Source organism: Clostridium sp. TW13 (genome assembly GCF_024345225.1).
Taxonomy (GTDB): Bacteria; Bacillota; Clostridia; order Clostridiales; family Clostridiaceae; genus Inconstantimicrobium; species Inconstantimicrobium mannanitabidum.
Map to the genome: position 1 here is coordinate 2,932,934 of NZ_BROD01000001.1, position 22,794 is coordinate 2,955,727.

The 22,794-nt window shown below is 31.1% G+C and carries 17 protein-coding genes; 7 read left to right on the plus strand and 10 right to left on the minus strand.

What is annotated here, in order from left to right:
• Window positions 1-4: 4 nt before the first annotated feature.
• Together OCU47_RS13900 and OCU47_RS13905 are read right to left on the minus strand one after the other, a co-directional pair.
• Window positions 5-2,407, minus strand: a complete 2,403-nt coding sequence (locus OCU47_RS13900; RefSeq protein ID WP_261829203.1) for a beta propeller repeat protein — start codon at window positions 2,405-2,407, stop codon at window positions 5-7.
• A gap of 76 nt (window positions 2,408-2,483) precedes the next feature.
• Window positions 2,484-4,550, minus strand: a complete 2,067-nt coding sequence (locus OCU47_RS13905; RefSeq protein WP_261829204.1) for a glycoside hydrolase family 31 protein — start codon at window positions 4,548-4,550, stop codon at window positions 2,484-2,486.
• A gap of 208 nt (window positions 4,551-4,758) precedes the next feature.
• On the opposite strand from OCU47_RS13905, the gene OCU47_RS13910 reads away from it, so the two are divergent.
• Window positions 4,759-5,637 (plus strand): AraC family transcriptional regulator, encoded by an 879-nt coding sequence (locus OCU47_RS13910; RefSeq protein ID WP_261829205.1) that lies wholly within the window; start codon window positions 4,759-4,761, stop codon window positions 5,635-5,637.
• Between the two features lie 21 nt (window positions 5,638-5,658).
• Here the strand turns inward: OCU47_RS13910 and OCU47_RS13915 are convergent, their stop codons facing one another.
• Window positions 5,659-5,991, minus strand: coding sequence for a winged helix-turn-helix transcriptional regulator (locus tag OCU47_RS13915; protein ID WP_261829206.1), 333 nt, complete (start codon window positions 5,989-5,991; stop codon window positions 5,659-5,661).
• Between the two features lie 131 nt (window positions 5,992-6,122).
• Here OCU47_RS13915 and OCU47_RS13920 point away from each other — a divergent pair, with 131 nt between their 5' ends.
• Window positions 6,123-6,515: a pyridoxamine 5'-phosphate oxidase family protein gene (locus OCU47_RS13920; protein ID WP_261829207.1), complete on the plus strand. Its 393-nt coding sequence runs from the start codon at window positions 6,123-6,125 to the stop codon at window positions 6,513-6,515.
• 64 nt (window positions 6,516-6,579) lie between these two features.
• Here OCU47_RS13920 and OCU47_RS13925 read toward each other — a convergent pair whose 3' ends face one another.
• Entirely contained in the window at window positions 6,580-7,452 is an 873-nt protein-coding gene (locus OCU47_RS13925; RefSeq protein ID WP_261829208.1) for an AraC family transcriptional regulator, read from the minus strand.
• A gap of 135 nt (window positions 7,453-7,587) precedes the next feature.
• On the minus strand, window positions 7,588-9,780 hold the full coding sequence (locus OCU47_RS13930; protein WP_261829209.1) for an alpha-galactosidase: 2,193 nt from the start codon (window positions 9,778-9,780) through the stop codon (window positions 7,588-7,590).
• 406 nt (window positions 9,781-10,186) lie between these two features.
• Between OCU47_RS13930 and OCU47_RS13935 the strand changes: the two genes are divergently transcribed.
• Together OCU47_RS13935 and OCU47_RS13940 are read left to right on the plus strand one after the other, a co-directional pair.
• Complete coding sequence (locus OCU47_RS13935) at window positions 10,187-11,539, plus strand: putative DNA modification/repair radical SAM protein (RefSeq protein ID WP_261829210.1); 1,353 nt, start codon at window positions 10,187-10,189, stop codon at window positions 11,537-11,539.
• Between the two features lie 12 nt (window positions 11,540-11,551).
• Window positions 11,552-12,289, plus strand: coding sequence for a TIGR03915 family putative DNA repair protein (locus tag OCU47_RS13940; protein ID WP_261829211.1), 738 nt, complete (start codon window positions 11,552-11,554; stop codon window positions 12,287-12,289).
• A 261-nt stretch (window positions 12,290-12,550) separates the two neighbouring features.
• On the opposite strand, the gene OCU47_RS13945 is transcribed toward OCU47_RS13940, so the two are convergent.
• A complete protein-coding gene (locus OCU47_RS13945; protein WP_261829212.1) occupies window positions 12,551-14,644 on the minus strand; it encodes a glycoside hydrolase family 52 protein in 2,094 nt (697 codons plus the stop codon).
• 199 nt (window positions 14,645-14,843) lie between these two features.
• On the opposite strand from OCU47_RS13945, the gene OCU47_RS13950 reads away from it, so the two are divergent.
• The 3 genes from OCU47_RS13950 (at window position 14,844) to OCU47_RS13960 (ending at window position 17,914) form a co-directional block, all read left to right on the plus strand.
• Window positions 14,844-15,662, plus strand: coding sequence for an AraC family transcriptional regulator (locus OCU47_RS13950; RefSeq protein ID WP_261829213.1), 819 nt, complete (start codon window positions 14,844-14,846; stop codon window positions 15,660-15,662).
• Window positions 15,663-15,672: 10 nt separating this feature from the next.
• Window positions 15,673-16,632, plus strand: coding sequence for a response regulator transcription factor (locus OCU47_RS13955; RefSeq protein WP_261829214.1), 960 nt, complete (start codon window positions 15,673-15,675; stop codon window positions 16,630-16,632).
• Between the two features lie 208 nt (window positions 16,633-16,840).
• Window positions 16,841-17,914: an acyltransferase family protein gene (locus OCU47_RS13960; protein WP_261829215.1), complete on the plus strand. Its 1,074-nt coding sequence runs from the start codon at window positions 16,841-16,843 to the stop codon at window positions 17,912-17,914.
• 105 nt (window positions 17,915-18,019) lie between these two features.
• Here the strand turns inward: OCU47_RS13960 and OCU47_RS13965 are convergent, their stop codons facing one another.
• The 4 genes from OCU47_RS13965 to OCU47_RS13980 form a co-directional block, all read right to left on the minus strand.
• On the minus strand, window positions 18,020-19,111 hold the full coding sequence (locus OCU47_RS13965) for a hypothetical protein (RefSeq protein ID WP_261829216.1): 1,092 nt from the start codon (window positions 19,109-19,111) through the stop codon (window positions 18,020-18,022).
• Between the two features lie 41 nt (window positions 19,112-19,152).
• Entirely contained in the window at window positions 19,153-20,916 is a 1,764-nt protein-coding gene (locus OCU47_RS13970; RefSeq protein ID WP_261829217.1) for a tetratricopeptide repeat protein, read from the minus strand.
• A gap of 10 nt (window positions 20,917-20,926) precedes the next feature.
• A complete protein-coding gene (gene nudC / locus OCU47_RS13975; protein ID WP_261829218.1) occupies window positions 20,927-21,763 on the minus strand; it encodes an NAD(+) diphosphatase in 837 nt (278 codons plus the stop codon).
• Window positions 21,764-22,452: 689 nt separating this feature from the next.
• Entirely contained in the window at window positions 22,453-22,623 is a 171-nt protein-coding gene (locus OCU47_RS13980; RefSeq protein ID WP_261829219.1) for a hypothetical protein, read from the minus strand.
• Window positions 22,624-22,794 lie beyond the last annotated feature (171 nt).

A 22,794-nucleotide genomic window follows, 5' to 3' on the forward strand; every position in this document is an offset into this window, starting at 1 on the left:
TACACTATTTAACTATATCTCCGTACACAATTCCTCTTGTGCCTGTTGCAACATATATACGTCCGAATATTCTTGGATCTCCTGTTATTGAACGAATGTCACCATATTGATGCTTGTCATCATTAATTCTTATCCAATTAACTCCTCCATCATGTGATCTGTAGAAACCATATTCTCCGTTTATTGTTCCACTAGTGAAAAGAGTTTTGATTTCACTTCCTTCAGCTGGCTTTCCAAGACCAATTCTCTTTATGAAATCCTCAGCTTTAGATACTCTGCTGCCTTCAAATGAGTTGTTTGAAGGATTGTAAGTTATTCTCCAAAGACCATGCTCTTGCATTGCTAACCAAATAACTCCTTCTTTATTAGATTCAACTCTAATTTCATAAGCTTGTTCACTATCTATTCCTGCAAGATTCACTTCTGGGAATCCTTCTGGTGCTTTTATTTGATGGAAGGTTTCTCCCTTATCAGTACTTACATAGAAGCCTGCTCCAGCCTTATTATCACTGAAACCATAGAATACATTAGGATTTACTCTATCTGACATAACCTTAAATGGTACATTTTCTCCTGAAAGAAGCTTTCCATATGCATCATATATTTCAGATTTTGCCCACTTCTTGCCTAAATCTCTTGTATACACAAGTCTTGAAGCATAGATAGGAAGACCAAGTGACCAAAGTATAGCTTCTCCATCAGCAGATATTGCTGTCCATCCTGCTGTAACATTTGGTACTTTTATATACTTTACTAGCTCATCAATATCTTCTGTAAGTCCAACTGGGTCACTTAATTGTTCCCAAGTATGTCCTTGATCAAAACTCACTATAATTCCACCCTTTGTCTTACCAAGCCAGTTTCCTCTAGGTGCAACTACAATTACATTTGGGTTGCTATCTGGGTAATCTGCATTCATAGCTGTTATCCATCTATCCTTGTTATGGTTTGCAAAAGTATTTTCTGCTGGCTTATCAAGATCCGTAAATGCAAATCCACCGTAATCTCCAATAATATCTACTAATTTAACATCACCTGTAGGTGGACAATATATATTTAAATGAACTGTTTCTTCTACACCCTTATCGCAGCATGCCCAAGTAACAACTTCATCCTTATCTGCCTTTGTTAAATCCTTAGTCATAAATATACCTGCACCTGTGTTAAATAGTGCCATATCACTGTTGAATGGATTTATCTTTAAATCTGCCATCCAGTGTATAAGTGAAAGATTACCATTATGTTCAGGTCTTTGGTATGGAACATTGAAATCTATCTTTCCTATTTCAAGTCCTGCCATTATTGGTTTCCAAGTCAATCCATAATCTGTAGATCTGTAGATCGTATCAGGAGCAGCTGTGATTGTAGAACAAATTAATGTTCCAGGTAATTGTGGATCTGCACATATACCACTGATACCATGACCTACTCTTCTACCTGGTACTTCTGGATCGCAGAAATTAGGCTCTATTATATTTTGAGGGGTAATATCTAGGGCTTCAACTACTTCTCCATTGCTGTTAAGTTCAAATCTATAAAGAGCACCATCATAGCACTTTCCTGTATCACAACCATAGCTATTCCAATTTGACCATCCTATATTGTAGGCTGCATATGAAATATATAAGTACTTACCTAAAAAGTTGGCATGTTGTCCAACATATCCAGGATAATCCTTTGAACCTCCTATAACAGGGGTAGGTTCTCCCTTTAATGGCTTGAAGGTTTCTCCACCATCATTACTTATATAAACACTTTGACCACGAACATTTTCAACAAGTGAACCCATTTGCCCATTTGTGGCAACTATAATTCTCTTTGAAGCGCTGCCATTTCCACCACTAGATGGATCAATTTCTACAAAAGCAATATTCTTTTCTGATTCCTTACCTGGGTAAGCAACCTGAAGTTTTGTCCATGTTTTACATCTATCAGTTGTTTTCCATAAGCCATCTTCCATTGTACCCATATATAAAATATTTGAATCATTAGGGTCAACTACTAATCTTTCCCCTGTAGACCTTCCTTGAGCATTTCCATGCATTGTTGCTGTATTTCCCTTTTCATCAATAACTGGTGGATCAAAATACACCCAACTATCACCATAATCCTCCGAAAAAGCAATCTTATGGTTAGGATAAAGTCCTTCCATTTGATAAATATAGCTAGGATTTTGTTTATCAAGCGCTATAGATAGAGGATATGTTTCCCATACATCTGCATCTGTAGCATGGTCTACTAATGATATCCATGAATCATTTTCGAAGTCATATCTGTAGCTTCCACCAATATCAGTTCTGCAATATAAGATATTTTGTACTGTTGGATGAAAAACAAATCCTGTAACAAATCCACCTCCTGGTACTGGAATAGATTTATATACATACTTTTCTCTTGCATTAACCATAATAAATCATAACCTCCTTAAAGCACCTTCAAAGAGAGCTAACAAACATTAGTCTTTTTGAAGATGCTATTTTAAATTAATATATAGGATATTCCTTTTCTGCTCTTACGAATAGAGGTATTTCATTGATTGGTGCATCAACAGTTAATGTTTGTCCACCTTCAAATACTTCCTTTGTTTTAGCATTTTTCCAAAATTGTCCCTTTGGAAGATAAACCTCTCTGCTTCTTTGACCTAATTCAAATATAGGTGCTACTAGGATATCTGGTCCAAACATATATTGTGTATCTGTAGTCCAGCAAACAGAGTCTTCTGGAAATTCATAGAACATAGTTCTCATAACAGGAGTTCCCTTTTCATGAGCTTCTGCCATACAGTTTCTGATATATGGACGAAGTCTTTCTCTCATTTCAATGTAATTCTTCATGGTTTCATAGTTTTCTTCACCATAGCTCCAAATTTCATTAGGGCTACCTGACATCATTTGAGCTACACCATCTATAACTGCTTGTTCTGGTTCAATGTGAGGAACACGCTCTCCATGAAGACGGAATACTGGTGAGAATACTCCAAATGCAAACCAACGAAGTAATAATTCATGGAAGTTCTTATCCTTTACATATCCACCTAAGAAACCTCCAATATCAGTTGTCCACCATGGAATACCTGCAATACCCATGTTAAGTCCGATTTGTAGTTGTTCTCTGAAAGCTCTAAAAGTTGAAGAAACGTCTCCTGACCAAATAAGAGCTCCATATCTTTGGCTGCCAGCCCAAGCAGAACGTACTAGATTACATACATTTTCTTGTCCTTCTGCTACCATTCCATCATAATATCCCTTAGCATACATAGCTGGATATATGTTGGAACATTGTAGAGCCGGACCTTGATGATATCTATAAAGATCAAAGTCATAAGGACCATATTCTGGTTCAGCTTCATCTAGCCAGAATATACGAACACCCTTGTCATAGTAGTTCTTCTTGCTAACCTGCCATACGTAATCTCTTGCACCTGGATGTGTAGCATCAAAGAATACTGTTTCTCCCATCCAGTTCATGTTAATGTTCATACCTCTATCAGCAGAAATTAAATATCCTTCCTTTGACATAGGTCCATAGTTTTCTGAACGGCTATCAACAGTTGGCCATACAGAAACCATAAGTTCTGTTCCCATTTCCTTTAATTCTGCTATCATAGCATCAGGATCTGGCCAATCCCTAGGTTCGAATTTGAAATCTCCTTGTTTTGTCCAATGAAAAAAGTCAATTACTATAACATCTAGTGGAATTCCACGACGCTTGTATTCTCTAGCTACAGAAAGTAATTCTTCTTGAGTTCTATATCTAAGTTTACATTGCCAGAAGCCCATTCCGTATTCAGGCATCATTGGAGCCTTACCTACAGCATTTGTGTATTGCTCTTCAATTTGAGCAGGTGTTTTACCAGCTGTAATGAAATAATCTAGTTTCTTTGTATTTTGTGCAATCCATTCAGTACGGTTTGTACCAAAATTAACAGTTCCAATAGCAGGGTTGTTCCATAATAAGCCATAACCACGGCTTGACATCATGAAAGGTACACTTGCTTGACAGTTACGGTGTGCCAACTCTAATGTTGCACCCTTCTTATTTAAAACTTTTTCTTGGTATTGTCCAAGACCAAATATCTTTTCATCTTCATATGCTTCAAAACGAAGAGTTAAAGCATAATCACTTGTACCTGTAATAGGCTTTAATTCTCTTCCTTTAATGATAAGTGGAATACAATATCTATCAATACGGTTTCTATCTCTCCAATACTCCTCGGTAAGTATCTTACCATCACTGTTCTTAAATGTTAACCATCCTTCTCCATTAAATGAAGCAATGATTTCCCCATTTTGAATAGCTGCTATCTGTGTTTTTACAGCACGTTTTTCTTTCTCAGATTCTTCAATCCAAGGTTCAACTAATTCAACATCTTCTATTGTAATCTTGCAAGCAGTACTTGCTGGTGTATCAATAAGAGCCCAATCATTTGGGTCCATGTGAGCTTCTTTTGTCATGCGGACACGTAGAGAATTCTCTCCCCATGGTTCTATCCATATAGTTTCTGATCCAGATCTTCCAATTAAACGTTTTCCATCTTGAGTAAACTGCATTTGATTTTCCTCCTCTAGATATAAAAATATTGATATAGGTATATATTTTTATACTTATATATTTGCATTGTTGCATTTTATATATTGTTTAAGTTATTTTTATTTCTTATAATTATATTATATTGATATATTAGTGCTTATACTTTAAGTAAATTGCGAATTACTAACACAACATTGTTGAAATAGAATATAAAAGAGAGGCTACATTTTGAAATCAAAGATATATTTAAAGGAAAAAGCTACACACGGAACTGCTCTTATCCCTATAGCAATTCATCACCTAAGCTATGAAGAAGGTATTGATAACTTTTTCTACTTGCACTGGCATTATGAATTTGAATTTGTTTTTGTGGAAGAAGGAGCCATGGTTTATACGATTGAAGATAAAGAATACTGTATTATGGCAGGAGAAGGATTGTTTATTCATTCCAATAAACTTCACTCTGCTCGATCACTTAATGGCATGAAATGCGAAGCCTGTGTTGTATTATTTCATCCAAATCTCTTTGATAATAATAACCAAGGGGCTACATACTCAAAATTTATTTATCCAATTTTGAATGGAGAAATGGAGTTTAAAATTCATTTTAAATGTGAAGAAAAATGGCAGCAAGAAGTGATGAATATAATCAGAGAAATGGATGATTTTAAATATGAAAGTTTTTCTGAAAATGAACTTCTTTTAAAAAGCAAACTTTTTCAGGTATGGCATTTATGCTATAAAAATTCAATAACAGTAACTTCTCAAGGTAGAAAAAATAGAAATTATAAACTAGAACGAATGGAGCCTGTTTTAGATTACATCCATAAAAATTATAAGGAAGAAATCTCACTAATTAACTTAGCTAATATTCTTCCTATGAGTGAAGGTCAATTTTGTCACAGCTTTAAAGATGTTATGAACATATCCCCAATTGCATATGTTATTCGCTACAGAATATTGCAGAGCTGTACTCTGCTTACTGAAACTGATTGGAAAATAGCTGATATTGCAAGAAATGTTGGCTTTAATAACATAAGTTATTTTAACAGAGAATTTATAAAAGCCATCGGCTGCTCTCCTAGCAAATATAGAACTGAAACTTAATGAAAAAGTAATACTGAAGTATTACTTTTTCATATTAGAAATATACTCCTGCCCCCATTTTTCTAGTTCATCTAAGACAGTTCTAAATTTCTCACCTATTCCGCTAAGACTGTATTCCACCCTTGGTGGTATCTCGCCATAATCTTTACGTATTATCATTCCTTCTTGCTCTAGGTACTTTAGCTGTCTTGATAAAGTTGCATGAGTCATTTCCTCTGGCATCATTCTTTGAAGCTCATTAAATCGTATAGATTCCTTATCAGATAATAAATGCAAAATTAAAATGGACCATTTTCCTGCTAAAACCTTCTGAGATGTTACATAAGGGCATATCCCAAATAAATCTTTTTTCATAAATTTCAACCTCCTACAGTATCACTTTTGATACTAGTATCTTAAAATATCGTACTTGTTATTTCATTCGTATTAAATATAATTAAAGTATAATTATAATAACACAAACACCGAGAGGAGAAAATAAAATTATGAATAAAATTGTTGAAGCACTTAAAGGAACAGGAGTTTTTTACATTGCAACTGTAGAAGGGGATCAGCCACACGTACGTCCATTTAGTTCTGTTTGCGAATTTGAGGATAAAGCATATATTTGCACAAATAACACTAAGAAATGTTACTCTCAAATGATTACAAATTCTAAAGTAGAAATTTCAGGTATGGCCAAAGACGGTTCATGGATTAGATTAACTGCTAAACTAGTAAGAGATGATAGAGATGAGGCTCGTGCAGCAATGCTTGCTGATCCTACTGGTCCTAGCAATCTTTATAAAGTTGGTGATGGTATTTTTGAAGTATTCTATCTTGATGATGTATCTTGTACAAAATACTCATTCAAAGCAGATCCCGAAACAATTGCATAGTAAAAAGGAATGGTCTCCCATTCCCTTTTTTTATTTTCATATAATGTCTTGTCCCTATCTTCTTTTATATACTCTTTTTTATAACAGGTATCCAAATTTCACATCTAGATCCTGTATCTCTATTTCCATAGTACCTCTCAAGTTCTGGAGCATCAGCATGTTCATAATTTGAAGCCGGGAACCATTCAGATCCTATTCTTCGCCACACTTCATGTATATCTTCATCAGTATCACCATCAACCTGAAAAATTGCCCAGGTCAATGAAGGTATTTCTAAAACCTTAAACTCAGATGGAATATCTGTCTCAGGAACATCACAAGCTATCATGTAACGCATAGACCCATCTTGTGGATTGTGATCAAATATAACTCCTACATCTAGAAGTCCATTGTCTGGCTTACCAGCAATTTTAACTATTTTTTGAGCAAGCCCTTCCTCAGCACATTTTGCCCAGAACTTAGGAATATCTTTATAACATTGACCATCAATAACATTTGTTTTAAAGTCTAAACCAAAGACTTTGAATGCTTCCTTTTCAACTATTTTATAATTCATCTCTTTCTCACCTTTCATAACAATTTGGATTGATAGACGACCGAATGATTTAAGGTTAACTCCTGACTGGCGCGCAACAGTTGGAGTTACACCATGTAATCTTTGAAAGGCTTTAGTAAATGCTTCTGATGTTTCATAACCATATTTAAAGGCAATATCTGTGACCTTCGCATCTGAAAATGATAGTTCTTGTGCTGCAAGTGTTAATCTTCTATTACGTATATATTCTCCAACAGTGAAGCCCGTCAACATACTGAACATACGCTGAAAGTGATAAGTAGAAGAATATGCTTGCTGAGCAATCTTATCATAATTAATTTCCTCTAAAATATTTTCTTCCATATAGTTAATTGCATTTTGCATACTATTTATCCAATCCATGCCTATCCCTCCTTGATTAAGATGATATCACTTATGAATTTTTCTAGCCTGTCTTATAATGCTAACAAATGTCCTCTCTTAGCTGATTGCAATTTTTCACTGTTAAAATATAATGTTGATACCTTATATATAAATCTACTTTTCTCTTACTAAATGAAGTAACTTTCCTGCAAAATCTCCATATATGCCTGTTATATTAACTCCTGCATGCATTAATGCCCCACCTGAATAAACTTCGTTTGTCTCTTCATTTCTGTACATTGCATCTTCAATTAAGCCCTTTAGTTTGATTCTTCTGCTATGATAGTTTGGTCTTCCTAAGACTTGTACAAATGTGACTAAAACTTCTGACTTATCTTTAGCTACGACCTCATAAGAATCAAAACTGTTATTCTCTGAGTAATTTGCAATACGATAATAATCTCCTGTACGAACTAAATCATTGTATTTATGATACATTTCAATTTGTTTTGGAATCATATCTCTATCTTCTTTAGATATCTTAGTTACATCTAATTCATATCCAAATGTGCCAGCTAAAGCTACATACCCTCTTGTTTCAAAAGGAGTGCTTCTTCCAACTGTATGATTTGGACAATCACTAACGTGAGCACCCATTGCAGATAAAGGATATACCATTGCTGTTCCTTCTTGAATTTTTAATCTTTCAATAGCATCTGTATCATCAGAGCACCAAATTTGAGGACTATAGTATAACATACCTGCATCAAATCTTGCTCCTCCACCTGAACAGTTTTCTAATAATAAATCCGGGAAATCTGTAGTTAATCTATCCATCATTTCATATACAGCTAGTACATATCTATGGAATATCTCTCCATGACGTTCTGCTGGAATATTAGTGCTGCCTAAATCAGTTATTTGCCTATTCATATCCCATTTTACATATTTAATATTTGCACTAGATAGAATCTTCTTTAAGCTTTCGTAAACATAGTCAACTACTTCTTTTCTAGTTAAATCTAATACATATTGTTCACGGCTCATAGTTGGTGTACGACCTTCAACATGTATGCACCAATCTGGATGTGCGCGATATAAATCAGAATCTGGTGATATCATTTCAGGTTCAAACCAAATACCAAACTCTAATCCTAACTTGTTAACTTCATCCACAAGATATTTTAAGCCACCTTGTATCTTATCTTCATTAACAAACCAATCTCCAAGTGAAGAATTGTCCTTGTTACGCTTTCCAAACCATCCATCATCCATAACTAACATTTCAATTCCAACTTTAGAAGCTTCTTTAGCTATAGATAGTAATTTCTCTGTATTAAAATCAAAATAAGTTGCTTCCCAGTTATTAATCAAAATTGGACGCTTCTTATCCTTATATTTTCCTCTTATTAAATGGTTACGATATAAATCATGGAAGGTTCTTGTCATCTTTCCTATACCTTCATTTGAATATACCATAACTACTTCTGGAGCTACAAATTCCTCATTAGCTCCTAAAAGCCATGAAAAGTCACATGGATTAATTCCCATGACTACTCTTGTAGTATCAAATTGGCAACCTTCAACCTCTGCTATAAAGTTTCCTGAATAAACAAAATTAAAACCATATACATTACCATAATCATCATTTGCATCCTTATCTAAAAGCACTATAAATGGATTTTCTTGATGACTAGATTCTCCTCTTAACGAAGAAACAACTTGTCTTCCATGAGTAACTTTTCTTCTTGAAATCTGTCTTTCCCTAGCCCAAGATCCATGAAGTGAAATCATATCATAATCCATACCATCAAAATCTACGCACATAGATAAAGCTTTTGTAATATTTATACTGTCGGTACCACAATTCTTTATGCGAACACTTCTAGTTATTACATCTAGATTTTCAAATACTGTATATACTAAAACTACTTCTAAATTTAAATGCTTATCAACACAAATCAGCTCAAGAGTTGTACATTCTTTTTCATTACCAAATGTAGCTGGTAAATTCTTAAGCTTTTCTTTTCCCTCATATATTTTGTGTGAACAATATTGAAGCTTGCATGATGTAGTTCCATTTACATCTCTTACTGCAAGACATGATTCTCTATAATCACCAATTCCATGAGTTGAATATTCTTGTGGGAAACTATCATAGAAAGATCCTCTATCACGATTGTTTTTAGTTGGAACAAAAGGTGGCTCCTCTGTACGTAACAAATAGTTTACATTTTCATCTATAATCTTTTTTCCATAATAAACATGTCCTATAAATTGTTCTTCATCTACAATTGCAATAATATAGGATGTATCCTTTCCATCAAGTTTAAATGCTTTGTACTCTTCAAAAAATTTAATACTCATAATTATTTCTCCCGCTTTAATTATTATTTATATCTTGTTATTTATTTTCAGATACCTTATAGAAAAGGTTTTCTACCCGTTTAATTCGATTATATCAGAAATATAATACTAATTGTATATATAATAACTTTTTTGGTTATTTTATAAAATCAGCTTATTTTAAAACATTTATATTGACTTTTTGTAAAGTAATAACGTTATTTTTATCAATTTGTTAAGTTACTTATCTGTATTTACAAGATTTGAAATCTGCAAATTTAAACAAATCATCAAACCATGTGCTTTGTTCCTCATTAAATAAAACTTTTCTAAATTATTTTCTCGAACACTTGTTCTTTTTGAATTTATTGGTTATACTAATAATATTAATAAAAACCTAATTCGAATGCAAAGATTGGTGATGTATATGGAAACAAGTGAAAAGCTAAGAATTTTAACTGGGGCAGCTAAATATGATGTATCTTGTTCCTCTTCTGGTTCCAATAGAGCTTCAAAAAAAGGAGATATCGGCTCCACAGCAACAAGTGGTATCTGTCATAGTTTTACTCCCGATGGAAGATGTATCTCACTACTTAAGATACTGTTAACAAATTGCTGCATATATGATTGCTCTTACTGTATCAATAGAAAATCTAATGATATTGAAAGAGCTGCCTTTACGCCTGAAGAAGTTGTTAATTTAACTATGAACTTTTATAGACGTAACTATATAGAAGGGTTATTTTTAAGTTCTTCTATTGTTAAAAATCCTAATTTTACAATGGAACTTCTTACAACTGTTGTTGAAAAATTAAGAAATGAACATAACTTTAGAGGCTATATTCATCTAAAAGCCATCCCTGGTGCTGATGAAGAACTCATAAAAAAGGCTGGTTCACTTGTAGACAGAATGAGTGTAAATATAGAGTTACCCTCATCAAAATCGCTAAAATTATTAGCTCCAGAGAAAAATAAAGATGATATTTTAAAACCTATGGGTGACATTAAAAATAATATTATGATAAATCAATATGAACGTAAAAAATATAGAAATTCTCCTATATTTGTACCTGGTGGTCAAAGTACTCAACTTATTGTTGGTGCTACAAAAGAAAGTGATTTAAACATCCTAAACTTAACAGAAAACTTATATAATAAATTTGCTTTGAAAAGAGTTTATTATTCTGCTTACATTCCTGTTAATAATGGCAAAAATCTTCCTGAGCTAAAAAATCCCCCTACACTTAGGGAACATAGATTATATCAAGGAGATTGGCTATTACGAGTTTATGGATTTAAAGCTAAGGAATTATTAAATGAAAATACTCCTAACTTTGATATTAACTTTGATCCTAAGACTACCTATGCTTTAAATAATATTGATCAATTTCCCGTTGAGATCAATACAGCTCCATACAACACTCTTTTAAGAATTCCTGGCATAGGAATTCGTGGAGCAAGAAAAATAGTAAGTGCTCGTAGAATTGGTGCATTAGACTTCTTTGACCTAAAAAAATTAGGAATAGTTATTAAGAGAGCACAGTATTTCATCACTTGTAAAGGCAAATATTATGGAGCGGTAGCCTTTGATGAAATGAAAATTCGAAGAGCTCTTACTCCTAAAATTGACTTAAATGCAGTAGAAGAACAAGTTGAGCAATTATCATTTTTTGATAATAATCTTGCTAATATAAATAAATTAATTCTTCCTGAGAGTTCTGCAACTAATAAATTACTTTTACTAAGCGATAAATCCACCTCAATTACAGGCGAATTATAGGAGGGTTCTACATTGAAAGAATTTATATATGATAGTACTTTTGAAGGCTTACTTACTGCTATTTTTTATGCCTATGGTTGTAAGGAAGATTGTAAAATTACAAGAATTAAAAACTATGCCCCCTCTTTTCTTTATAACCCTATAGACATTACAACTGAATATGATAAATTTGATAGGGTTTATAAGAGCATTACAGAAAGACTTAACAATGAAGTTTTAGAAAATGTGTATCTATTATATCTTAGTGATATTCCAGAATGTGATGGTCTTGTACTGAAATATCTTAAGCTTTGCTATAAACATGGTGTAAACATAAATTTAGCTAAGAATAATGATATTATTATCTTAGTTGATAAATACATCAAAAGAGTTACTGGAGAAGCGCATCTGTTAACTGGATTTGTAAGATTCAAGGAAGTGGCTCCCTTAAGTTATTATTCTTCTATAGAGCCTGTGTATAATACTTTACCATTAATACTTGACCATTTTGTACGGAGATTTTCAGATCAAAATTTTATAATTCATGATTTAAAAAGAGAAATTGCAATTATCTATAATAGAGATTCAGCCATTATATCTGACTTCAAGAAAGAAGATGCAAAACGATTTATTACCTTAAAGGATGGAGAATTTGAAGCTCTTTGGAAAACCTTTTATAAGGCAGTTAATATTAAAGAACGTGAAAATCTTAGATTACGTAATCGTTCTATGCCTAGAAGATACTGGCATCATATGACCGAACTTAGTTAATAAAACTTTACTTTTCAAATTTAAACTCTATCACACTAAATTGTGGATATACACATAAAAAACAGGTAGTCCCATTTTAATTAAATTTAGACTACCTGTTAATAAGTAATAATATTATGGCTTAAATCAACTAAACCATTATTTAAATACGCCTCTTTTATTCTCAAAGAAGTCCTTTATCATATCAACATGTTGTTGCACAAATAATGTTGGAATATTTTCTTTGCTAAAGAATTGCAAATCAAAGGTTTCGTGCATTTTCTATTCCTCTAACCACAAAATACTTGTGACTCCTCTAGGATAATATTTACTACCTATTGCTTCTCCAGAAATGATTTGATCGCTCCAGCACCAATAACTTCCTTGAGGATGTAATAACCATTTTACATGTGCCAAGTCTGCTTCCTTCCCTTCTTCACCCCACTCTAATCCAAGTATCTCTCTAGCTACAAATTCACAAAGATAAATCTTACTAAGCCAAGAATTATTGCTGGTTGAGGATAACTTCCATCCACAATCCTCAAATAAGCACACTCCCTTTATTAAAATTTTATCCAAATGTGTTTTTAATGCTTTTATATAGTCACCAAATCTGCCATTTTCATCAAGAGCGTCTTTGCAATCTGTAAAGTAAGGGAACACTAGTCCCTCTATAGCTGGAATAATTTTTGAAGCATTATTATTTTCAAAAACTGCAGGAATGCATCCTTCTTCAGTTGCATGACTAACAATTGTCTGAGCACATCTTTCTGCTTGAAGACCGGCTTCCTTAGATAAATTCTGCAAATTATTTTCTCCAAAGATTTTTTCAAGTGCAACATAAGCGGCCCAACACTTGCCTGCTAAATATAAGTTATTTCTAGCTTGACCTAAGGATATATCTAAACTGTCATAGGTAGTTATCTCTGCCCCACCCTTTACTCTACTTGAATCTAGCTTCATTATACCAGTTCTTTTTTCTGCTTCTGGATGATCTCGATTCACCATACTTTTAAAGCATTCAGTTAAAATTGATAAATTATCTTCTAGCCATTTTTTATCCTTTGTATTTTGTATATATACTGCAGCAGTGCATACCCAATTTACAAGCTGCTCATGGGTCATATGAGAAAAACAGCCGCTGATTCCATACATCTCATAGGCAGAATGCCCTTTTCTTGATATTGCATTGCTTACCCCCATATCATGAGAAAAACTTATTCCACCTGGATACTCTTTACTATCTTCTGGAAAGCTTACTGTATCAAGATAAGAATAACGTTTTGCAAACATATTAAGTTCATTCTTCACTGTCCAAGGATTCATCTTCATTTCAAAGAATACCTGATCCACAGTTAAATCAAATGTGTTCATCATTCTATACTCACCTTCATTTACTACCCAAAAAGCCTTTCCATCAAGATCTAGTAATTCTGTGCTTCCATAATAACTTCTAATGGAATGAATCATCATAAACTTTTGTTCTTCTGATAGATTTGATTTGTTGAGTAAATCATCACTGTTTATACAATTTTGAACTAATTCATCAAAGTTATCTAAAGCATAGCTAGATACCTCTTCGATGTTCTTAAAATATCGACTGTAATAATAAGTGGCATCTACCCCTGTTGTAACTATACCTTGCCTGTAAAAACTAATAGCAAATTTATAAGTTTGTTTTTCACCTGGAAGTACATCCATAATTAATGCACCTACTCCACCTAGCCCAAAGCTCCAATTTTCTAGTACTCTTTCTGTCAATATTTTTTCAATACTAAAGCCTATAGCTGAACTTACACCCTTATCTTTTGTAGATATTGAGTTTAATCTACCTTGTCCAATACCCACACTATTAGTAACATCATCTAGTCTTCTCATATTACTATAAGGATCACTACCTTGATAACCAAAGAAAGCTCTTCTACCTTTATTATGCTTTATATTGTCTATTGTAATTTCTACAAAAACAGCAGGTATTATAGTTTTTTTTAATTCTTCTATATCAGCTGTCTCTGGGTCTGGAACTGTACAAACTGGTGAATAGATTGTAAAAGTTAAATCTCCAGCTTTAAAACTATCACTACCTAATCTGAAATCTCTTTGAACTTTTTTACTATCAAATGGAATTAATATATTATCTTCAGTTGAAGATGCTTTTTCTAAATCATATCTTTTTGATTCATCCTCTGAACCAACAAAAAATGGTAGTGTCTCGAAATAGCCTCCATCTGAACTTTCAAGTCCAACATAAATATTTTGATTAGCAGGGCCACCTAACTCTAAGCCTAAGCCACCACTATTTCCTTTATAACCTAAAGTAAAAGTTGAAAATGCTCCTATAGGTGAATGATGCGCATTAAAAAAAATATTTTCCATAGAATCTCCCCCAATAATAAATACGTAATCTGAGAGTAAATAGGTTTACACACTAGCATATAACACTATGTACTTTCAGATGCCTAATTACTCTTTAGCAAAATTATAAAATAATTATTAATATAATACTCGCCAATATTTTTGGAATGACTAGACAAAAGTTGCTTATTTTTCTTATACTTAATTAAGAGGTGATGTCATGGACTTTTTTTATGAAAATCGTATAGATTTATTGGAGGATGGAATGTCCATCTATGAAAATGAAAATTTTAATTTCTTGGCTCACTGGCATACTGAAGTTGAACTTGTTTATGTAATCGAGGGCGAGATTTATGTTGGAGTAAATAACAATGGATGTTTGCTTAATGCAGGTGACATGGTTGTATGTAGCAGTGGAGATATTCATTATTATGAAAGTGTCAACTTTACTTCAAGAATTCTTGTATTAATTTTCAAACCTGAACTTGTTGGTCTTTCTGCAAACTGTTCAGAAACATTACACTTTTCATCTCCCTTTATTTCAAAAGAAGATATAAATACTAAGGGATTATCAGATATTAAAAATATTCTATATTTTATAATGGAAGAAAAACAGAAGAAAGTTAAATATTTTGATTTACTAATCAAAGCAAAACTTATTGAATTATGTGGATTGTTATTGAGATATCAAGATACATATAATCTTAAAAGAAAACCAGTATCAAATTTAAAATCCATGCAGAATATTTTAAATTATATTGAAAATACCTATACAAATGATATTTCTTTAGAAGATGTGTCTAAACACTTTAATATAAACAAATATAACTTGAGCAGGCAAATAAATGCCGTAACTGGAACCAATTTTAAAACATATATAAATTCCATGAAAGTCATGAAAGCAGAAGACTTGATTCTAAATACTACAAAACCACTAACAGAAATTGCATTAGAATGCGGCTTTAATAGCATTCGTACCTTTAACAGAGTGTACAAACATCTTAAAGGCTGTGTTCCATCTAGCGTTAGGAGATTATAGAGAGGTTATTATGAAACATATACTATTATTATTGTATTTTTTATCTTATACATCAGGAATAGGTGCAATTACATTAGGAGCATTTTACTATATAAAAAATAAAAGTCTTTCCTTGAAATTTATAGTATTGGCTGATCTATTTTTCACACTGTTTTTATTTTTTGATAACTTGAACTTTTATACAGATGTTTTTATTAATGGTTTTCTAACTTGGTTACAAATAATCAAAATCACAGGATTAACAATATCAAGTATTGGCATAATCTACTTTTTTACTCTTTCAGCCTATATTGAAATAGGAATTGAATTTACAAAACATAAAAAAGTAATCTATTTTACATCTGCAATAACTTTTTTTACTTTATGCTCTGGTACTGCCTATACTTTATACAATTTAAACTTAATTTCAAGAACAGCAACTATACATTCATGCTTTTTTCTTCCAAATATATTTACATCAATTTGGATTATCTATAATATCATATTGATTATAGCTAACTGGAGTAAAATTAATAAAATAATTAAACAATTTGTTATTAAAATTGTAATATTAGCTGGTATCATTACTCCATTATCTTTAATTACAAACTTAATTGGATATTGGCATTTTACTACTATTCCAATTGCGTACTCACCTATAGAATATTTCTCATTTAATCTTGTAGCTCTTATTTTAGCTAGAAGACATTTGAAAAAAACAAATTCTATAGAAATAGAATCTAACATTACTTCTACTTCAAGTAAATATTTTGAAGAACTTTGTAATTCCTATCATCTCACTCAAAGAGAAGTAGAAATAGTAAGACTAATAAGAGATGGTCTTAGTAACCAAGAAATAGCAGAAAATTTATATATATCTGCTAATACAGCTAGAAATCATATTTATAATATTTATAGAAAAGTAGGTACTAAAAATAGATATGAATTAATAAACTTATTCTCTAACCAAAATAATAATATAAATAACTAGCATTCTAAAACTAGTGTTTTTAATGGTTCACAAAGATATAGTATGAAAGTACTATGTCTTTTTTTATACTGCTATGAGTAAAAATAGTAGGGTTGTACCATTTTTCTATACAATGCATTTGTGTATACTCAAGAAAATAAATTTAATATATAAACCTCTTCTAATTGTTAAGCAACAGAAGAAATTTATTGAAAAAGGAGTAACTAATTTGAGAAAACATTATATTGATAATATACGAACTTTAGGAATTTTATTATTATTTCCTTTTCATACTTGTCGTATATTTAATTCATTCGAAACATTTTATGTAGTTGGAAAACCAAATAGCATTTGCGATACTTTTATATTGCTTACTTGTGAATGGTTTATGCCACTATTATTTACAATTGCAGGCATTAGTGCCTCAATAGCATTATCCAAACGTTCAACAAAACAATTTATTAAGGAACGTTTCTTCAAACTCCTTATTCCATTCATATTTGGAGTTATCTTAACTGTTCCTATTCAAACATTTTTTGCTGAAAAACAACATAACGGTTATGCAGGAAGCTATCTTGAACAATATACTTTATTCTTTACAAAAATAACTGATTTAAGTGGCTATAAAGGTGGGCTTACTCCTGCACATTTATGGTTTCTATTGTTTTTATTTATTATTTCATTAATGGCATTACCATTAATATTGGGCTGCAACAAATTCAACATAAATATTAGTGACAAACAATTTAGTTTATACACAATACTACCACTATTCATATTCAACTTTATATTAAGTGTCTTTGAAATTGGAGGACAAAGTTTTGGTAAATATCTATCATTTTATCTATTAGGATATTTTATATTAAGTACTAATAATGCTATAAAACTCTTGGAAAATAAGCGGCTGCTTCTAACTACTTTAGGAGTCTTATTTTCTGTTATTCGTATTGGTATATTCAATATAATATACTATCAGAATGCTTCATTTACAGTTACTTTTTTATCTTCAGCCTTCAATCATCTAACAACTTGGGTTATTATATTAGCTATTTTGGGCTTAGGTAAACACTATTTAGATTTTACTAATAATATTCTAAACTACTTTGCTAAAGCTTCATTTCCTATTTACTTTTTCCATCAAACTTTATTAGTAGCAATTGGCTACTATATTCTAAATGTTGTTAATAATAGCTTAATGCAGTTTAGCATTATTATGCTTTTAACCTTTATAGCAAGCGTTATAACTTATGAAATTATGCGTCAATTCCATATCACAAGATTTATGTTTGGGATAAAAAAGTAAACAATAATATAGAGTAAAACAAAAGTCTACATTATACAAGTTTCAATATAACTTATATAATGTAGACGTTTTTGTTACCCGAAAACACGGTGATTGAAAATTCATTTACTTTTTGACTTCTAATTTAAGTTCATCTAACATCTCATCTATTTGCTTTCTAGAATATGCATTGTTTTCTTTTAACATACATTCTTGAATTTCATGTACTGCTTCATTAAATCTACTTAACTCTTCCTTTGAACCATTTATTTTATACATCTCAAAATACACCTTTGACATATAAACCCTCATAGTAATATATCTATTAGGAAAGTATTTCTTATAATATATATTATACATAGTATTTAAATATTTCATTGCATCATTTAAATAATTAATAGCCTGCATTTTATATTCTTCATTATGATTAATTTCATTTAACTTTCTCAAAACTGAAGTTCTAATAATATTTAAGACTGCTTCTTCATAAGGATGTTTGCCTCTAGTAATTTGAATATATGCATTCTTAAGTTCTTCTAATGATTTTTTTAAATATTCTTCACTATTAGAATGCTTAGCTAATACTTGATAACAATTGGCAAGTCCCAAATAAATTGATGAAATGTTTGTTTCTTTTGTATTCCTCTCGTTGTCTAATGATATGTCTAAAACCTTTATAGCATCTTTTATAACCTCTTGGTCATCTTCCAGAAAGCCTAAATTGTAATATATAAAACCTATTGACGACATAATATAATCTGTATTTTTATTTTCTTTGAAATAGAAATCAAGTAGCTCTTCATATAGCTTTGCACTTTCCCTTAAATATTCTGTATTTCCAGTGGTAAAAGCTTTATGCCAAAGGCAGGTAGCTTTATAATAAATGCATGTATAGTAAATTGAATTTATTTTATCTTTTTTAACTTTGGATAAATCCTTGGTCATTACTTCTTCTATCTTTTCTAACGCCTTTTCAAACTTTTCTAATTGCAACAAGTGCTTGATATCTTCAAGTTTATCCTCTGGTTTCCTAAAGATACATTTAGCAAATAACCAATATATAAATAAAGCAAATAAAAAAATAACTACAAACTCCTTGTTTTTTCTCCACAAGGCAGCAACAAACACTAAAATTGCAACTGAAATAAGAAATCTTGTAATACGTTTATTAGTCCCAATGATTAACTCCGCTAGTTTGGCTAAAATTATTCTTCCCAATGATTCATCCCCCTGTAAATTACAGATAAGCTAGTACAACCTTACTTACTCAATCCTTTTCTGTTGTTTTTTATTAATAAGTATGATGAGATTAGCCCTTGAATAATAATCAATACTTGAGTCAATAACATTACCATCATCATAATCATTACCATTTTCCTAATACCTGGTATGCTTACTTTTGTATCTATATATTTATCAGTAACAATGCTTTTTCTATATTTATAAAGTTCTTTTCCTTTAATCACATCAGTTAATAAATCATCCTCTGGCATTTTATGAAGAACTCCCTTAAAATCAAGTGTTTTGGTTTCATATATTTTCTCAGCTTCATCATAATCTACTATCATGATAACTTTTTTATCTCCAATAGACCCAATACATACATATCCGTTCATCTTATCAAATACCCCTTTGGCATGGGCTTTTTTTGAAGAAAAATATGAAAAAGAAACTTGATTATTCTTGTTCTTTTTTGGAATACGATACATGTCCAAAAATGCAGCATTAGTAACTTTTCCATGCACTGCGCTTACATCTACAGGTAGATTATTAATATCTGCTGAATTTTTTATAAGATGATCTTCATCATTAAACATTATGAATTGCTGGATACTCCTAAAAAAAGTAAAATTCTTAAAGCCTGCACTTTCTGCAGCTGCATATACAATTATGGCTTGAGAGACCAAAATAAACAAACAAATGCAAACTCTTCCTAAAAGCTTAAATAGTATTTTTTTTCTAACCTGATTACTATCAAGCATCCCAAGTTCCCTATACAGCTTGTCTAATTCTGATTTTATTGTTTTATTTCTTTTATCATACCTTAGCTTTTCTCTAAGTTCATTTGCAAATTGCAAATTAATCTTTCTGATCAAAGTATATACTTCCGCTTTTGTAATAGGATCTGTAGCTGAAATCTGCGTAAGTAGTTTTTTCGCTTTATTAAAATCATTAGACTTAAAACAACATTTTGCATAAAGAAGCAAAAATTCTGAACTATTATAATTATGTTCTTCAAGAAACTTACAATCATTTAATGCAATATGTATTTGTCCTTTATCATATAATATCTTGGACCTATAAAAATGAGCATATATATCTTCCTGGTCCAGTTGCAATATGTTCTCAAAAATATAAAGGGATTTTTCCACATCACCCATATGCAGATAATATTTTCCTCTCATAAGAAGCAAATCCGGATCATTCTCATATATGTCGTATGCATTATCTATACATTTACTTGCATACTCAAAATCATTATTCTCAAGTGCCTCAAATGCAGCTTCTCTATACTGTAAAAACTTTTCATAATCGCATCCTAACTTCTCATTAAGAAAACAATATCTAAGACCATTGTTATTATTTATTTGCTTAAAAAGATAATCCACAAATTCTTTAGGATAACATTCATAAAGATATTGTTTTTGCTCATTCCAATTAAAGTTATCCTCAAGAAGTTTCCATACCTCCTGAGGTAGATAGTGGTTGGTCATTAAAAACTCTAACATTATGCTATTAAGAAGTTGTCTATCTCCCATAGACCAAACGGCTTCTGATTTTAAAAGACCTCTCCAATTTCCTATATTAATTCGTGAGAAAAAATCATTATATATAACTTGAACCTTACTAATAAACTCTTCTACCTCTTCTTGAAAACCAAGTGCTTCTGTTTTAACTTCCTCTAAATCATTAATGTATCTAGATTCTTGTTTAATGTTTTCCCAATTATAATGATTTAGAAAAGTTTCACTGGTTTCAATTTCCTCAGCCTTTTTTATTTTATTATCATCCTCAAAATTCATAATTCCTTAATCACTTCACTTCCGTCAAAATATTATTTTTAAATGCTAATATCATTTCGTTAGTTAAACTTATATTATTAGCCTCAACCTTTATTTCATCTCTATGAACCCAAACTGCCTCTGCCAACTCTTCTTTATCAAGGGTTATTGTTCCGTCTCCATCAAGTTCAGCAAAGAAACCTAGAAGCAATGAACCTGAAAATGACCATGGTTGGCTTTTATAATATCTTATGTTTTTAACTCTAATGCCTACTTCCTCCATAACTTCTCTTTCTACAGTTTCTTCTATAGTCTCTCCAATCTCTGTGTATCCAGCAATCAAAGCATATCTTCTATAATCACCTTGAGCATACCTAGACAATAATATCTTATCTCCATCTGAAATTGCTACTATCATTGCTGGAGATATTTTAGGATATTGTTCATGATGACAATTTGAACAATACAATTTTCTTTCCTTTGAAGATCTCTCCATTGCGCTTCCACACTTACCACAGAATCTATTCTCTTTATACCAATTGTTTAACTGAAATGCTGTAATTCCAGCAAAAGCTTTATACCTTGGAACTGCAGTTCTGAAAATTTGTATGTTTTTCATAGTGTATCCATCTAATAAAACTTTTGAATGCGAATTAGCTAAATAATATGTTGTATCATCTATTGAAAACAAAAATATAAATTCAACATTTATATTTTTCCATTCTGAATATTTAGAAAATCCAATTTCTCCATTATCTTCTTTTACCATCGCTAACTGTTCATCAAAGTACATAACAATACTATTATCTGATGGCTGCTGATTTCTATAATTATTATCATACTTATATGGTCCTATATCTTGAATCATAAATACTTCCTCCAAACTTTGTCCAATATCTGTAATAGCTATATTTTAGTATATCATCATCTGGCACTTCCATAAAGGTTATGTTTTCTTATACTTACTTATATTAAAACTACATGTTCTTCCCGTTTAGTTTAATCGTATTCTATATATGATATAGTTAAATATTATTGGTAATATATCTTCCAAAAATAAATCATTTAGCCATCGCAAAATAACTAAAAAGCCCAAATAGACTAGCATATAAGCCTATGTGTTTTTAGATGCCTTATAGTGAGATTTCATATGGCCGAAAAAAATAATGTTATAAGATTAATTTTTAATAATTTCAAATACTCACTACGATCATATTGGTAAAACAGCTAATGTTAATAGTGCAAATTTAATAACCGAAAAATTATTCTATAGCCTGTACTTAATTTTTCAGTTGTTTTAGAAATCTTATTATTATTTATTCCTAACATCCTGCTTGCAATTATATTATGTCCAAGTATCATATAAACACATCCTGAATTTAATTTTATCATATTTCTTGATTTTTTGATGTTTTTATGAATAAACATTATGTTTTTGTCATAAAAACTATATATTTCATATTGAAAATACAACAGTTACCATATCATTACGATAAGTCTCAGTAAATATTAGAAAATGAGTGAGTTCCAAATACTAAAGAACTCACTCATTTTAACTTATCCTATCTTAATTCTATCAATCTGCACATGAATACCATCTATAATTGCTGGAATTGCAGGCATTATTACATTAAAAAAATTATACAGCATAGTTGGATTTTTAATTTTCACTATAACTCTACTATGAAGTGTATATGCTTTTGGAGTACACATTATATAAATCTTCACCAAAATACCTCCAAATTTAAATTAATCTTACTTTACTCGAATTACCTAATAACCAAAGATATTTTATCAAATGTACCAATTCACCATATGAAACTAATTCTATAATAAATTCTATGCTTTACATTCAGTTATATTTATCCATTCTAAAAATATATTAAGATATAAAAAATA